Source organism: Arthrobacter sp. SAFR-044 (assembly GCF_051965175.1).
Taxonomy (GTDB): domain Bacteria; phylum Actinomycetota; class Actinomycetes; order Actinomycetales; family Micrococcaceae; genus Arthrobacter.
In genome coordinates this window covers 1-15,594 of sequence record NZ_JBQCMK010000022.1, presented here as the reverse complement: position 1 = coordinate 15,594, position 15,594 = coordinate 1, and the positions used below count along the sequence as shown (strand labels likewise).

Sequence of the window (15,594 nt, the reverse complement as noted above, 5' to 3'; positions counted from 1 at the left end):
GCAACGGGGGCCTTTCCCTGCGTCCGGCTGCAGCGCTCCGACGGGCAGCGGCTCAGGGGGCAGCCAGGCCGGCGGCAACATCCGCCGGCGAGCGCCGGCGCCGGCTCAGCACGATGAAGGGTGCCGCCAACAGCTGGACCGCGCCGCCCAGGGCCAGCGACGCCGGGTAGCCATACAGGTCAGCAGTCCTGCCGAGCAGCGGCTGCACCACCACTCCCCCGCTGGACCCCATGAGCGAGGCAAAGCTCAGGACAGTTGCCCGCTGCTTCGAGGCAATCATGTCGTTCAGGTACGCCTGGCGCACGGGGGTACCTGCGGAAGCAACCACCGCCCAGAGCGCCAGGAGTACCAGGGCCAGCCAAAAAATGTGGGTAGCCAGGAGCACCACCAGGACCGCTGAGCTGGTGATGGTGGAGGCGATCAGCACCGTGGTGCGGCGGCGGACCCGCCTCCGGACCACGGGAGCAAGCCAGCCGCCCACAATGTCCGCGCCTGCAACAATAGCCGCTGCCAGGCCTGCGATGGCGTACGCCTTGGGATCGCCGAAGAGCTGCAGCAGGTAGGGCTGGAGGGCGTAAAAGACGTAGAATCCCACCCCCTCGGTGAACGGGGCAGCCAGCATCATGAACCGCACCGGGGGGTTCTTCAATCCGCCGTCCACGGAGGCCTGCAGGACTGCGCGGGTGGCCTGCAGAGGGTGCGCCGACCGCTCCGGGGTGAAGCCGACGTCGTGCATGAGCAGGAAGGCGACAGCGAACATTGCCACCAGGACCGCGACCCGCAGCAGGAACGGCACGCCCAGGTTCGTGGCCTGGGCGATGACTCCGCCCGCTACTGATCCGGCCAGCATGGCGATGCCGGAAACCATCTGGCCCTTGCCCAGGACGGCTTCCAGGCCGCCGTCGTAGCCGGAAAAGTGGAGGGCGTCCACCAGCCAGGCTTCCACTGCACCCGAGAAAAAGGTGAAGCCAAGGCCCAGCAGTGCAGACACTCCTGCCCACCACCAGAATGGAGCCGACAACTGCCACAGCAGGTAGTAGAGGTACGTGGACGCAGCCAGGGTCACGGTGCCCAGCAGGAAGGACGTGCGGCGTCCCCAGCTGTCGGCCACCACCCCGGTGGGCACCTCGAAGAGAACCATCCCGGCGGTGAAGAAGGCGTTGGCCGCGAAGGCTTCCAGGTTGGTGAGGCCGGCATCGAGCAGGAAGAGCGTGTTGATGCCCCAGATGAACGACGCCGCAAGGGTGTTTCCCAGCGTCAGCGTCAGGTAAATGTTTTGGATCTTTCGTGCTGCGGCGTTCACCGGCGGCCGTTCCCTTCGGGCTGTTCCTGGCCGGCGGATCAGGACGGGCTGTAGTTGGGGGGAACCGGATCATGGCGCAGGTACTGCCGGCGGAACCTGCCCGTACCTGCCGTCAGGGCCCGCAGTTCCACTGCGTACCGCAGGAGTTCCTGGTCGGGGACTTCGGCGCTGATCTCCGTCAACCCTTCGCCGGACGAGGTGGTGCCGGTGAGGCGTCCGCGCCGGCCGGACAAATCGCTCATCACGGTGCCCACATGTTCGTCGGCAACGGTGATGGACACGGAGGACACCGGTTCCAGGAGCTGGATCTTGCCGGCGGCCGCGGCTTCGCGGAGGGCCAAGGCCCCTGCAGCCTGGAAGGCCGCATCGGAGGAGTCCACGCTGTGGGCCTTGCCGCCGGTCAGGGTCACGCGAAGGTCCACCACGGTAAAACCGGCAGACACTCCCCGGTCCATTTGTGCCCGGACTCCTTTTTCGATGGACGGGATAAACGTTCCAGGAATGACGCCGCCCACGGTCTTGTCCACGAACTCGAACCCGCCGCCGCGCTCCAGCGGTTCCACCTCGATGTCGCATACGGCGTACTGGCCATGGCCGCCGGACTGCTTGACGTGGCGTCCGTGGCCGGAGGCGGGGGCCGCGAAGGTTTCCCGCAGCGGTGTCACCACGTCTACGGTGTGCAGCTTGACGCCCTGTTCCCGCAGCCGGTCCAGGACCACCTCCGCGTGGGCCTCACCCATGCACCACAGCACCAGTTGGTGCGTTTCGGCGTTCCGTTCCACCCGGAGCGTGGGATCCCCCGCCGCGATCCTGCCCAGGCTGCGCGCCAGGGCGTCCTCATCGCTGCGGGAATCCGCTTCCACGGCGACTGGCAGCAGCGGCTCGGGCATCTCCCACGTGGCCAGCAGCAGCGGGCTTTCCCGGGCGGAAATGGTGTCTCCGGTTTCCGCGCTGCCCAGCTTCGCCAGTGCACACATGTCCCCGGCCACGCAGTAGGGAACGGGGCGCAGGCTGGCGCCCAGCGGAGAGTATATGTGGGTGACCCGTTCATCGGTGTCGTGGTCCTGGTGCCCGCGGTCTGCCAGGCCGTGGCCGCCCACGTGGACCGGCGTGTCCTCCCGCAGCGTCCCCGAGAAGACGCGCACCAGGCAGATGCGTCCCAGGAAGGGATCGTTGGAGGTGCGCACCACTTCGGCGGCGAGCGGCCCGGCCGGATCGCACACCAGCCTTCCGGCCGGCTCCCCCGCGAGGTCGGTCGTCTCCGGCAGGCTGCGTTCCGGCGGGGCCGGGAAGGCGCGCACCAGCACGTCGAGCAGCTCCGCGGTGCCGAGCCCTGTGACGGCGGACGTGGGGAGGACGGGAAAGAACGAGCCACGGGCGACGGCGGTTTCCAGGTCGGCCGCCAGCACCTCTATGTCGATGTCCTCCCCTTCCAGGTAGCGGTCCATCAGTGTCTCGTCTTCGCTTTCGGCGATGATGCCCTCGATCAGGGCACCCCTGTCAGGCCCGGCGGCAGCAAGTTCCTCCGGGGCTGCCGGACGGACATCGGGGGCTGGGTCTCCGGAGGAGTAATCCGTCACTTCCCGGGACAAGAGGCCAAGCAGGCCGGTGGCCCCGCCCCCTGCCGGCACCGGGACGCACAGCGGCAGGATGCCGTCGCCGAACGCTTTCCGGCAGGCGGCCAGGGCGCCGTCGTAATTTGCGCGCGGGTGGTCCACCCGGGTGATCACGACGGCGCGTGGCAGCCCCATGTGCGCGCACTCGCCCCACAGTGCGGTGGTGGTGGCGTCGATTCCGTCGACCGCGGAGACCACAAAGAGGGCGGCGTCCGAGGCCCTTAGTCCCGCCCGCAACTCCCCGATGAAGTCCGGGTAGCCGGGGGTGTCCAGGAGGTTCACTTTGACGTCGTCAACCATCAGCGGCACCAGGGACAGTGTGACACTGCGCTGCTGGTGAACCGCTGCCGGATCCGAGTCGCTGACCGTGGACCCGTCCGCAATGGATCCCTTGCGGGTGATCATGCCGTTGGCCGCGAGCAGGGCCTCGATCAGCATGGTCTTTCCGGCGCCGGAGTGCCCCACCAGGGCCACGTTCCGGATCCGGGCCGGGTCCTGGGCCGCGATGCCGGCGGCCTGGTCGGACCGCTTTGAATCAGGCCCGTTCCTGCCGCCTGCCGCCCGCGCTGACTCCCTGGTGCTCTTCACCGACATTGGAACCTCCTGGCATCATTGCCGACCGGACCGGACGTGTCCTCTGATTCGACACCTTGGGACGGCGGGACGGCAAGAGCGCAGGCTATTTGCTGCGGGCTTTGCGGGTGGCTGCGTCGTTGGCCTTCTGGAGAGCGTGTACCAGCTGGTCCTTGTCCATCTTCGAGCGGCCCTTGACGTCCAATTCCCTGGCCAGCTTGTAAAGGTGCTCCTTGGAGGCGTTGGCATCGACTCCGCCGGCGGTGGGTTCGGATGAACGTACGCCCTGTTCCGCTCGCTTGTCAGAGGGGCCGCGGTTTTCCTTGGGCTCCCAGTGGTCGCCCACCTTCTCATAGCTGTGCTTCAGGGAGGCGTAGGCTGCACGGGCAGCGCGTTCTTCGTCCTGGTCATAGGACTCAAGCGCCGAATCGTAGGTTTTGGCGAATGTGTCCTGGGCCTTCTGGTCAGAACGCTGCAGGGTCGAAGGAAGCTCGTCCTTGCGGGCATGGTCATTCTTGCCGGTCTTGGGCATGGCACCCATCCTCCTTTAGTCAGCAGGCTGATTATTCGGATGGATCCAGCTTAGACCTGGAGGTTGTGTGGAGCCCCCTGTCGGATTCGAACCGACGACCCCCGCTTTACAAGAGCGGTGCTCTGGCCAACTGAGCTAAGGAGGCGTGCCCCTGCGGGCGTGCGCCCCGGAAGGCGCTAGATAAGGTTAGCCCAACTCCCGCCGGGCGTAAAAACGCGACGGCGCCGCCGCTGTACGCGGCAAGGGCCCGCCCCGGAGCCGATCCGGAACGGGCCCTTGCCCTAAAGTGTTGGCCCTTAGCCCTTGGCCGCGATGGCCGCCTGCAGGAAGTCCGGGAACGGCGTCTGCGCGCTGTCCCCCTTGCCCCACTGCTTGCCGTCCACCAGCACCGTGGGCGTACCGGTCACGCCGATGGCCGCCGCTTCCTTGGTGGTGAACTTCACGAACGGGCGGTAGGTCTTGTCATCCACGCAGGAGTCGATGTTCACGCCCATGTCGGATGCCATCTTCTTCAGGTCGTTGTCTGAGAGGCCCGCGCTGCCCTCGGCCGGCTGCTTGGCAAACAGCGCGTTGACGAAGTCGGAGTACTTCTCGGGGGACTTGTTGACCACGCAGGCCGCCGCGTTGGCGGCGCGGGACGAGTAGTTGGTGGTGGACCGGCTGTCCAGGAACCCGAGGGCCCGGTACTCAACGGTGATCTTGCCTTCGTTGCGCAGCGAGGTGAGCTGGTCGTTGTACTGAGTCTCGAAGTTCTTGCAGATGGGGCAGATGAAGTCGATGTAGAGGACAACCTTCACCGGCTTGCCGGCCTCCGCTTCGGCGCCCGGAGCCGCTACCTCGGCAGGCGGCGTCTTCGGGGCGTCCCCCAGGGACGCAGCGTCAACCGTTGCCGGTTCCGTCTTTGCCACGTCGGTGTTGGCCAGCAGGGTGACGCCGCCGTGGACGTTGGCATTGGCCGGGACGGGCCCCTGGTCCGCAACCGGCGCGTTCTGCTTGAGGCTGTTGGTGACTACCAGGGCCACCACCACCAGGATGGCCACGACCGCCGCCACGATGCCCCAGCCGATCAGGAGCTTGTTGCGCTTGTCCTTCTTTACCTGTGCTTCGCGGATCAGGCGCGCCTTTTCCCGCGCCTCCGCGGTTCGCTCAGCCTTGGACTTACGTACTTCGTTTGCGGGGCTCATGAATTCCTTGGGTCGGTCGACGTAGGGGGACCACTTGGTGGCACCCCAACATTTTAGGGGAGAAAGCTGAGAGCTTGCGGGTTCAACCATTCTTCCGGGTTGACCAACGGACGAATAGCCCCGATGATTCCGTCCGGCTAGGGTGGCTTAAAGGCACAAGCAACCCCAGGGGGCCGCAATGCAAACACCCGTCCAGGAAAAACCAGCCGGAACAGCTACGGCCGGCAGTTCCGGTTCCGGCCACGCCGGCCACACCAAATACGACTTCATGGTGGTCTCCAACAGGCTGCCCGTCGACCGGGTGGCACCAGGGGACGACAGCGACGACGGCTCAGGCTGGCGCCGGTCCCCCGGCGGCCTGGTGACTGCCCTCGCGCCGATGATGACCAAGACCGACGGCGCCTGGGTTGGGTGGCACGGCGCACCGGACGAGACGGTCAAACCGTTCAGCCACGGGGGCATGGACCTTGTTCCGGTCCAGCTCAGCACCGACGACGTGGAGCTGTATTACGAAGGATTCTCCAACGCCACCCTCTGGCCGCTGTACCACGACGTCATCGCCCCGCCGGAATTCCACCGCACCTGGTGGGACGCGTACCGCAAGGTCAACCAGAGATTCGCCGACGCCGTCGTCCAGCACGCGGATAAAGGCGCCACGATTTGGGTCCAGGACTATCAATTGCAACTGGTGCCGCGGATGCTGCGCCAGGCGCGTCCGGACCTGCGGATCGGGTTCTTCAATCACATCCCGTTTCCCCCTCCGGAAATCTTCGCCCAGCTGCCGTGGCGCCAGGCGATCATCGACGGCCTCCTCGGCGCCGACCTGGTGGGGTTCCAGCGGCCCAGCGATGCGGGCAACTTCATGCGCTCCGCGCGCCGCTTCCTGGGCGCCAGCGTCAAGCAGCAGCAGGTCCACGTCAAGGGCCAGGACGGCGCCATCACGCACATTGCCAGGGCTCAGGCTTTTCCCATCTCCATTGACGTGCAGCAGATCAGCGAACTGGCGGCGAAACCCGAGATCATCGAGCGTGCCCGCCAGATCCGCCAGGACCTTGGAAACCCCAAGACCATCCTGCTCGGCGTCGACCGCCTGGACTACACCAAAGGCATCCGGCACCGGCTAAAGGCCTTCGAGGAGCTCCTGGCAGACGGCCGGCTCACCGTCGGCGAGGCTACGCTCATCCAGGTGGCATCCCCCAGCCGCGAGCGTGTCGAGCAGTACCGCCTGCTGCGGGAGGAGGTGGAAGGGACCGTGGGCCACATCAACGGCACCTACGACACCATCGAGAACACCGCTGTCCGCTACCTGCACCACAGCTATCCGGTGGAGGAGATGGTGGCGCTGTACTTGGCCGCCGACGTCATGCTGGTCACCGCCCTGCGGGACGGGATGAACCTGGTGGCGAAGGAATACGTCACCGCGCGCACCAACAACGACGGCGCACTGGTCCTCAGTGAGTTTGCCGGCGCCGCCGACCAGCTCAAGCAGGCCCTGCTGATGAACCCGCACGACATTGACGGGCTCAAGGCCACCATCATGCGTGCTGTTGAGCTGCCGCCCAGGGACGCGTCGCGGCGCATGCGGGCCATGCGCAAGCAGATCCTTGAGCATGACGTGGATTACTGGTCCGCGGACTTCCTCCACGCGCTGAATGAGAAGGTGGTCCGCGATGACTCCTGAGGGCCGCCGCAGCAAGGCACCGCTGGCGCTGTCCCCCGAACTCCGGAAAGCCCTGCGCCGGATTGCCGGCACCGAGCACCTGCTCGTGGCCATGGATTTTGATGGCACCATGGCGCCCATCGTGGGCCGGGCACAGGACGCCCGGCCGCTTCCGCGGTCGGCCGCCGCATTCGCTGGCCTCGCCGTGCTTCCACGCACGACGACGGCCCTCATCTCGGGCCGGGCCCTCGCCAGCCTGCGGGAGGTCGCTTCCCCGCCGGTCGACACGCTGCTGATCGGCAGCCATGGCGCCGAGGCATGGCTGGGCCCGGGCTCCACCGAGCTGGCCCTTGAGCCGGACCAAAAAGCGCTCCTTGAAGACGTGCGGGCGGAGCTGGCAGACATCGTTTCACAGGCTCCCGGCACCTCCCTGGAGTACAAGCCCGCGGGCGTGGTGCTGCACACCCGCCAGGCAGCGGACGACGTGGCGGAGGACGCTGTAGCGGCCGCGCGGTCGGTACTGCAGGACCGCAAGGGCGTGTACCTGAAAGAAGGCAAGCGCGTCCTGGAGACCTCGGTGGTCAACGCTTCCAAGGGAGAAGGTGTCACCTTCCTTCGGCAGGCCACCGGGGCCACCGCCGTGCTGTTCGCCGGCGACGACGTCACGGACGAGGACGCTTTTGGCCGGCTGGAACCGGGCGACGTAGGGGTCAAGGTGGGCCTCGATTTCACCCAGGCCCAATACCGGGTGGAGGCCCCCGTCCACATCGCGGAGCTGCTGGAGACGCTGCTGCAGGAGCGAAGCATCGCCGTGGCCGAAGAGGATCCTCAGACTGCTTCCGGTTAGGACGTGGCCGGCGGCACATGTGACGTTCGTAACATTTACGCAAAGAAGCGCAACCTCTGGCATACTCTTTGTGTGATGTGGCGCACAACCAGCGTGCGGCGTCATTCTGTGCTCCGGGCTTAGGCGCGGAGCACTTTGCAGGAACAAAACTGAATAAACATGAACCATTCACAACGGATCGTCCGGCACGTACCTGCCGGTGAAGGGATTGATAACTGTGGCTACAGTTACTTTTGATAACGCTACGCGCCTGTACCCGGGCACAGATAAGCCCGCCGTCGATAAGCTCAACATCGACATCGCCGATGGCGAATTCCTGGTCCTCGTGGGACCCTCCGGTTGCGGTAAGTCCACCTCCCTGCGCATGCTCGCAGGCCTTGAGGACGTCAACGCCGGCCGTATCCTGATCGGTGACCGCGACGTCACCGATGTCCCGCCGAAGGACCGCGACATCGCGATGGTTTTCCAGAACTACGCGCTGTACCCGCACATGACTGTGGCCGACAACATGGGCTTCGCCCTGAAGATCGCCGGCGTCTCCAAGGAAGAGCGTGCCGAGCGTGTCCGCGAAGCCGCCAAGCTCCTGGACCTCGAGCAGTACCTGGACCGCAAGCCGAAGGCACTCTCCGGCGGCCAGCGCCAGCGTGTTGCCATGGGCCGCGCCATCGTGCGTAACCCGCAGGTCTTCCTCATGGATGAGCCGCTGTCCAACCTGGACGCCAAGCTCCGCGTGCAGACCCGTACGCAGATCGCATCCCTGACCCGCCGCCTGGGTGTCACCACCGTGTACGTGACGCACGACCAGGTGGAGGCCATGACCATGGGTGACCGTGTGGCCGTGCTGAAGGACGGCCTGCTGCAGCAGGTTGACACCCCGCGCAACCTCTACGACCGCCCCAAGAACGTCTTCGTGGCCGGCTTCATCGGCTCCCCCGCCATGAACCTGCTCGAGCTTCCCGTCGTCGACGGCGGCGTCCAGTTCGGCGGCACCGTGTACCCTGTGCCGCGCGACGTCCTCGAAGAGGCACACGGCTCCACGGTCACGCTGGGCAGCCGTCCGGAGGACCTGGAAACCGCCCCGCAGGGTGAAGGCCTGAAGGTGGAGGTTGACGTCGTCGAAGAGCTCGGCGCCGACGCCTACGTCTACGGCCACACCAACCTTGACGGCAAGGACCACGACATCGTGGCCCGCGTCGACGGCCGCCGTCCTCCGATGAAGGGCGAGGTCATCTACGTCCGTCCGCAGTCGGGCCACGTGCACTTGTTCGACACCAAGACCGGCCTGCGCCTCGGCGACTGATTTGTGCCGCGTGGGCCCTCCAGTCGGAGGCCTGCGCAACCGACGGCGGCCCGCACCCTTTTCGCAAATGGTGCGGGCCGCCGTCGGCCTTTAACCATGCCTGAGCGGGATTTAGCCGCCCTGCCCCGAGTACGGAAGAATTGACCCATGACCGAGGAATACAGCGCCCAGTGGCACGACGAACCCACCGACTACGCGCAGATCGGTAAACTGCCGCGGTTCGTGGCCGCGAGTGCCGACGACAACAAGGCAGCATCGGTAGCCTCGTCGCTGAACATCACCGCGGCGGCGGCGGATCCCGAACTGCTGGACCTGCCGTGGCACATCGCCCTTGAGGAGTGGCCGGCCCAGTACCTTGCGGCACTCCCCCGCGGTATTTCCCGGCACATCGTGCGCTTTGCCCACCTGGGCGGCTCGGTCATCGCCATCAAGGAAACCTCCGAGCACGTGGCCCGCCACGAATACCACATGCTCCGCAAGCTGGCCCGTTTCGATGTGCCCTGCGTGGAGCCGGTGGCGGTGATCACGGGGCGCACCACCCCTGACGGGCGTCCGCTCAACCCGGTGCTGGTGACCCGCCACCTGAAATTCTCCATGCCGTACCGAGCGCTCTTTTCGCAGATGCTGCGCAAGGACACGCTGACCCGCCTCATCGACGCGCAGGCCCTGCTGCTGGTGAGGCTGCACCTGATCGGTTTCTACTGGGGTGACGTTTCGCTGTCCAACACGCTCTTCCGCCGCGACGCCGGCGCTTTCGCCGCCTACCTGGTGGACGCCGAAACGGGCGAGCTCTACCCTGACCTTTCTACCGGCCAGCGCGAATACGACCTCGAGATTGCCCGGGTCAACATCGCCGGCGAGCTGATGGACCTGCTGGACGGCGGCCTCATTGAGGAGAAGGTGGACCCTGTGGCCACCAGTGAGCTGATCATGGACAGCTACCGGCGGCTGTGGGCTGAACTGACCGAGAAGGAATCCTTTGAACTCGGCGAGCGGTGGCGGGTGGGGGCCCGTATCCGGCGGCTGAACGAACTCGGCTTCGACGTCGAGGAATACGCCATCAAGACCACCCAGAACGGCTCCACCATCCAGCTGCAGCCCAAGGTGGTGGACGCGGGACACCACCAGCGGCGGCTGCTGCGGCTTACCGGCCTGGACGCCCAGGAGAACCAGGCCCGCCGCCTCCTCAACGACATGGACTCGTTCCGGGCGGACAACAACCCGGAAATGGACGAGGAATACAGCGCCCATCTTTGGGTCAGCCAGATCTTCGAGCCGATCGTCCGTGCCATCCCCCGGGATCTCTCCGGCAAGCTCGAGCACGCCGAAGTGGTGCACGAGGTCCTGGAGCACCGGTGGTACATGTCAGAGAAGCAGGAGCGCCACATTCCGCTGGCAGAGGCCGTGCAGTCCTACATCGACTCGATCCTCCGGCACCGGCGGGACGAGGCCGCCATCATGCTCAACCCGGACACCGAACTGCTGAAGATCCTCGAGGTGGAACATGAGGAGTCCCGCTACGGCGCTGACGAATCCGACGACGAATATCCGGATTCGGACGACTGAGTCCTAGATGGCCTTCCCGGGGTTCAGGACTCCGGCCGGGTCGAACAGGTCCTTGATGCTGCGCTGGAGCTCCCGGATGGGCTCCGGCTGCTCCTGGCCCAGCCACCGCAGCTTGTACTGGCCTACACCGTGCTCCCCCGTAATGGTGCCGCCCATGGCCAGGGCCGCGGTGATGGACTCGTCCAGGGCCACCTGGAGCCGCTCCATGGCGCCGCTGTCCAGGTCCGGCCCCTTCCGGTCGATCCAGAAGGTCGGGTGCAGGTTGCCGTCGCCGGCGTGGGCCACCACCTTGAGGTGCACCTGCTGCGCGGCGGCCATGGCCTCAAGCGCTGCAACGTAGTCCACCAGGCGGGAGCGCGGAACCGCGACGTCTTCGCCCACCCGGTACTCGTCGTCCACCTCGGTGCCCCTGCTGTGCCGCCGGAGCTCCACCAGCCGTTCGGCTTCGGCACTAGCCTCGGTGGTGACGATGGCTCCACCGTCACGCAGCACATGTCGCACCACATCGGCTTCCGCGGCAGCCCCAAACCCGTCCGTCTGGACCAGCAGCAGCGATCTTCCCCGTGCGGTGAGGTCGGAGCCATGGATGTCGTCAAGTTGTGCCAGCGTCCCGCCGTCGAGCAGTTCCATGATGGCGGGCTGGACGCGCGCCCTTCCCACCGCCAGGACGCCTGCGGCGGCCAGCCTGAAGTCCGGGTAGAAGGCGGCGACGGTGTGCACTTCCCGGGGCAAGTACTTCAGCCGCACGGTGATTCCGACGACGATGCCCAGCGTGCCTTCCGACCCCACGAACAGGCCGGTGAGGTCATAGCCCGCCACGCCCTTGAAGGTCTGGTGGCCTGTGTGGATCAGGGAACCATCCGCCAGGACGACATCCAGTGCCAGGACTGAGTCCCTGGTCACCCCGTACTTGGCGCACCGGAGGCCGCCGGCATTGGTGGCAACGTTGCCACCGATCGTGGAGCTCCTGAAGCTGGCAGGGTCCGGCGCATACATGAGGCCATGCTCTGCGGCGGCTTCGTTCAGGACGGCGTTGACCACCCCGGGCTCCACCACGGCGGTTTCATCATCCGGGTTCAGGGCGAGGATCCGGTCCATCCGCTCCAGGGAGAGGATGACGCAGTTGGCGGTGGCATGGGCACCACCAGATACACCTGTGCCGGCTCCTCGGGGCACGATCGCCACTCCGTGGCCCGCACAGGCCTTCACCACCGCCTGGACGTCTGCCACCGATTCCGCGAACACCACTGCGAGCGGAAGCTGGAAGTCAATGACCGGCGCCTGGTCTACGGCGTACCGGCGAAGCGAGACCTCACCCGTGTCCAGTTGACCTGGCGCCAGGATGGCTTCCAGCTCGTCAACAATGCTTCCCACAAAGCCTCCACCCGTCGTCGGACATACCTTGCCAGTCTAAGTGCGCTGAAGCCGAGGCCCGGGTTTCAGGTGCTGTAACCGCTTCCAGTCCTGCAGGCTGCCAGACCAGCAGTGAAGGATGACAGTTGGCTCGAAACAATGATGGAAGCGTTTTCATTAATGCACTGCTCCACCGCTATGCTGACTTCCATGCCTGTCGAAACTGTGACCCAGGACACTTCCGCTCCTGCCGGTCCCCTGACGCTCATCCATACTGCTGACACCGCCCCGGGCTGGTGGCGCTCCGCGGTGATCTACCAGGTGTATCCCCGGTCCTTCCGGGACCTGAACGGGGACGGCATTGGCGACCTGGCAGGGATTACCGAGGAACTGCCGCATCTGGCAGACCTGGGCGTGGACGCCGTGTGGCTGTCCCCCTTCTTCCGTTCCCCGCAGCGGGATGCCGGTTACGACGTCAGCGACTACTGCGACGTGGACCCCATCTTCGGCACGCTGGGCGACTTCGACGTCATGATGGCTGAATCGCACCGGCTGGGCCTGCGGGTCATCGTGGACCTGGTACCCAATCATTGCTCGGCGCAGCATCCCGCATTCCAGGCAGCCCTTGCAGCGCCGGCCGGAAGCCCGGAGCGGGACATGTTCATCTTCCGCGACGGGACCGGACCGGACGGACAGGAACCGCCGAACAACTGGCAGTCCCACTTCGGCGGCCCCGCGTGGACCCAGGTGGAAGGACCGGACGGCCAGCCGGGCCAGTGGTACCTGCACCTCTTCGACTCCTCCCAGCCGGACTTCAACTGGGACAATCCCGCCGTCCACGCCGAGTTCGAGCGTGTGCTCCGGTTCTGGCTGGACCGGGGCGTCTCAGGTTTCCGGGTGGACGTGGCCCATGCGCTGGTCAAGGCCCCAGGGCTGCCGGCCTGGGGCGGGCGTGCTGACGGCGGCAGCAGCGACGGGTTCCCCGGCCATGAAGCACCCATGTTTGGCCAGCCGGCTGTCCATGACATTTACCGCGCATGGCGCCTGATCCTGGACGAATACGGGCCTGACCGCATCCTCTGTGCCGAGGCAAGTGTCGACCTCCACCGCCTGGCGCAGTGGGTCCGGCCCGACGAGATGCATCAGGCGTTCAACTTCCCCTATTTGCATGCGGGCCTTGACGTCTACCGGCTCCGCTCGGTCATCACAGACTCGCTGACTGTCCTTGACGGGGTAGGCGCCCCCAGCACATGGGTGCTTTCCAACCATGACGTGGTCCGCCACGCCAGCCGATTTGGCTACAACGGGCTGGGCCCGCGGGACGGGGACGGCATCGGATGCGCTGACCCGCAGCCGGACCACGACCTCGGCCGCGGCCGCGCCGCCGCTGCTTCGATGTTCATGCTGGGACTCCCCGGCGCCGCCTACCTGTACCAGGGCGAGGAGCTGGGACTGCCCGACGGCGTCGACATCCCCGACCATCTCCGCCAGGACCCTACGTTCGCCCGCACCGGTGGGCAGCGGCTTGGCCGCGACGGCTGCCGGGTGCCGCTGCCTTGGAGGGGCGAGGACCTGCATTTGGGGTTTGGTTCAGGAAGCGCCCCCTGGCTGCCGATTCCTGCCACGTTCAAAGCACTGGCGAGGGACCTGCAGGCGGAATCGCCGTCGTCGCACCTTTCCCTGTACCGCAGCGCCCTTGCCTGCCGGCGGGAACTGGACCTGGGCAGGGGGTCCTTGTCCTGGGCCGAGGACTGGTGCACCGGCTCCTCCTTGGGCTATGTGAACGGCACTACGCTGGTGCTTATGAACCTGAACCACGAGCCGCTGGAAATGCCTGCGGGCCATGTCCTGATCCGCAGCCTGCCCGCAGGTGCGGGCCATGCCCTTGCCTCCGGTGAGACGGCGTGGATCCAGCTTGGACCGGACGCCCCAGCAGACCGCTGACAATGGCAGGCATCAAAGAAGTTGCCAGCCGGGCAGGCCTCTCAGTGGCCACCGTCTCGCGGGCATTGAGCGGTAAGACCAATGTCTCGTCCAAGAGCCGCCGGCTGGCCCAGGAAGCTGCCCGGGAACTCGGCTTCGTCCCTTCCTACCATGCGTCCAGCCTGGCGTCCGGACGGAACCACAACGTTGGGCTGGTGATACCCAATGTGCAGCGCTGGTACTTCTCCTCGGTCTTGGAGGGCGTTTCCGAAACCCTGCTCGATGCGGGCTACGACCTGACGCTGTACAACGCGGGCGAGCAGCCGGAGCGCCGCAACAGCATCCTGACCGACTTCCTGCTGCGGAAACGCCTGGATGCCGTGATCGCGGTGGCGCTGGTGCTCAGCGAAGAAGAGATTGGCCAACTCCTGGCCGTACACCGTCCCATCGTGGTGATCGGAGGTGCCCTGCCCGGGGCCTCGACCATCAGGATCGACGACGAGGGCCTGGCCATGATGGCTACCCGCCACCTGATCGGGCTGGGACATACCCGGATTGCGCATATCACGGGGAACACAGGGCCGAACCGGGACTTCAAGCTTCCGCAGCTTCGGCAGAAGGGCTTTTCCGCGGCAATGGCAGCCGCAGGGCTGGCGCTTCGGCCGGAGTGGCACGCCAGCGCTGACTTCACCATCCAAGGCGCCTACGCAGCTGGCCGCCGGCTGCTGGGAACTCCCGCGGAACGGCCCACGGCAGTTTTTGCCGCGTCGGATGAGATGGCGGTGGGCATCATGCTTGCCGCGCGCGACTTTGGGCTCCGGGTCCCGGAGGATCTCTCCGTGGTGGGAATTGACGGGCATGATCTGGCAGAGACCTTTGGGCTGACCACGGTCAGCCAGGATCCGCGGGGCCAGGGAAGGCTGGCGGCGGCTACTGCGTTGGCACTGCTGGAGGGCGCCGGCGGGGACTCCGACGGCGGTCCGGCAGCTGCGGCAGGACAGGACCAGGAGTACCCAACAGAATTCGTGATCCGGCACAGCACCGCCGTGCCAACGGACGTGGCCGGGCGGACCCCTTAGGACAAGCCAGGTGAGGCGCCAGGTGAGGCGCCATCCGCTGAGGCGCCGGCACCCATGAACCGTGCGAAGCTTTCCAGGATGGCCGGCCATGCGGCAACGTACTCTTTACGGGCAGCAACCGGATCCTCGGCCCCCTCCCACCCCTCGTGGAACACGCGGACCTCCGTTTCGGGCCCGACGGCGCGGAACACCACCAGGAGCTCCGTGGACCACAGCGCCGTGGTCCCGGGGTGCCAGGTGGCATGGAAGGACAGCGGCGGCTGCCAGTCATCGAGAGTGCCCCAGATACTGGTCCGCCCGTCGTCAGCTGTCTCGAGGATGAGGTTCTCCTCAAACTCCACATAGGAACCGGCTCCGTAGACCCCGTGCTTCTCCAAGGGCCACCACAGGTGGGTGTGGTCAGTAAATCCCGCGAAGGCCCGTGCCACAGGACCTGGGACCAGGATGGTGTTCACCACCGGCTCCAGGGGCTCCGAACCCTTGGGGCCGTCATCGTGCGAAGGGTCCTGGGCGTGGCTGAAGATGCTGCTCATGAGGGTCAATCCTACCCGCGGCATATGGCCGTCCTGCGGCTTCCGGGTTGGTGGTTAAAGTCGGAGGGCCCTGACATTCCTTGTCAGGGCCCTCCATTAATGATGTTCCGGCGGTGACCTACTCT

The 15,594-nt window shown here is 66.2% G+C and carries 12 protein-coding genes and 1 tRNA gene; 6 read left to right on the top strand and 7 right to left on the bottom strand.

Annotation, left to right across the window (positions count from 1 at the left end):
- Positions 1-52: 52 nt before the first annotated feature.
- From ACTHQS_RS20665 to ACTHQS_RS20645, 5 genes are all read right to left on the bottom strand, one after another.
- Entirely contained in the window at positions 53-1,303 is a 1,251-nt protein-coding gene (locus ACTHQS_RS20665; protein WP_440172623.1) for an MFS transporter, read from the bottom strand.
- 38 nt (positions 1,304-1,341) lie between these two features.
- On the bottom strand, positions 1,342-3,513 hold the full coding sequence (locus tag ACTHQS_RS20660; protein ID WP_440172621.1) for an elongation factor G-like protein EF-G2: 2,172 nt from the start codon (positions 3,511-3,513) through the stop codon (positions 1,342-1,344).
- A gap of 85 nt (positions 3,514-3,598) precedes the next feature.
- A complete protein-coding gene (locus tag ACTHQS_RS20655; protein ID WP_440172619.1) occupies positions 3,599-4,024 on the bottom strand; it encodes a ChaB family protein in 426 nt (141 codons plus the stop codon).
- A gap of 68 nt (positions 4,025-4,092) precedes the next feature.
- Positions 4,093-4,169, bottom strand: a tRNA-Thr gene (locus tag ACTHQS_RS20650).
- 151 nt (positions 4,170-4,320) lie between these two features.
- Positions 4,321-5,208 (bottom strand): DsbA family protein, encoded by an 888-nt coding sequence (locus ACTHQS_RS20645; protein ID WP_440172618.1) that lies wholly within the window; start codon positions 5,206-5,208, stop codon positions 4,321-4,323.
- A 178-nt stretch (positions 5,209-5,386) separates the two neighbouring features.
- Here ACTHQS_RS20645 and ACTHQS_RS20640 point away from each other — a divergent pair, with 178 nt between their 5' ends.
- From ACTHQS_RS20640 to ACTHQS_RS20625, 4 genes are all read left to right on the top strand, one after another.
- The gene (locus ACTHQS_RS20640; RefSeq protein WP_440172616.1) at positions 5,387-6,889 is read left to right on the top strand and encodes an alpha,alpha-trehalose-phosphate synthase (UDP-forming); all 1,503 of its coding nucleotides are present in this window, start codon (positions 5,387-5,389) and stop codon (positions 6,887-6,889) included.
- The gene (gene otsB, locus ACTHQS_RS20635) at positions 6,879-7,715 is read left to right on the top strand and encodes a trehalose-phosphatase (protein ID WP_440172615.1); all 837 of its coding nucleotides are present in this window, start codon (positions 6,879-6,881) and stop codon (positions 7,713-7,715) included. Before ACTHQS_RS20640 ends, otsB begins: the two co-directional genes overlap by 11 nt.
- A 217-nt stretch (positions 7,716-7,932) precedes the next feature.
- A complete protein-coding gene (locus ACTHQS_RS20630) occupies positions 7,933-9,015 on the top strand; it encodes an ABC transporter ATP-binding protein (RefSeq protein ID WP_159632896.1) in 1,083 nt (360 codons plus the stop codon).
- A gap of 147 nt (positions 9,016-9,162) precedes the next feature.
- Positions 9,163-10,581 (top strand): DUF4032 domain-containing protein, encoded by a 1,419-nt coding sequence (locus ACTHQS_RS20625; protein ID WP_440172612.1) that lies wholly within the window; start codon positions 9,163-9,165, stop codon positions 10,579-10,581.
- Positions 10,582-10,584: 3 nt separating this feature from the next.
- On the opposite strand, the gene ACTHQS_RS20620 is transcribed toward ACTHQS_RS20625, so the two are convergent.
- Positions 10,585-11,955 (bottom strand): FAD-binding oxidoreductase, encoded by a 1,371-nt coding sequence (locus tag ACTHQS_RS20620; RefSeq protein WP_440172610.1) that lies wholly within the window; start codon positions 11,953-11,955, stop codon positions 10,585-10,587.
- 189 nt (positions 11,956-12,144) lie between these two features.
- On the opposite strand from ACTHQS_RS20620, the gene ACTHQS_RS20615 reads away from it, so the two are divergent.
- Together ACTHQS_RS20615 and ACTHQS_RS20610 are read left to right on the top strand one after the other, a co-directional pair.
- Positions 12,145-13,878, top strand: a complete 1,734-nt coding sequence (locus ACTHQS_RS20615) for a glycoside hydrolase family 13 protein (RefSeq protein WP_440172608.1) — start codon at positions 12,145-12,147, stop codon at positions 13,876-13,878.
- Between the two features lie 2 nt (positions 13,879-13,880).
- The gene (locus tag ACTHQS_RS20610) at positions 13,881-14,936 is read left to right on the top strand and encodes a LacI family DNA-binding transcriptional regulator (RefSeq protein ID WP_440172606.1); all 1,056 of its coding nucleotides are present in this window, start codon (positions 13,881-13,883) and stop codon (positions 14,934-14,936) included.
- Here the strand turns inward: ACTHQS_RS20610 and ACTHQS_RS20605 are convergent.
- On the bottom strand, positions 14,933-15,469 hold the full coding sequence (locus tag ACTHQS_RS20605; protein ID WP_440172604.1) for a hypothetical protein: 537 nt from the start codon (positions 15,467-15,469) through the stop codon (positions 14,933-14,935). The genes ACTHQS_RS20610 and ACTHQS_RS20605 overlap by 4 nt on opposite strands.
- Positions 15,470-15,594 lie beyond the last annotated feature (125 nt).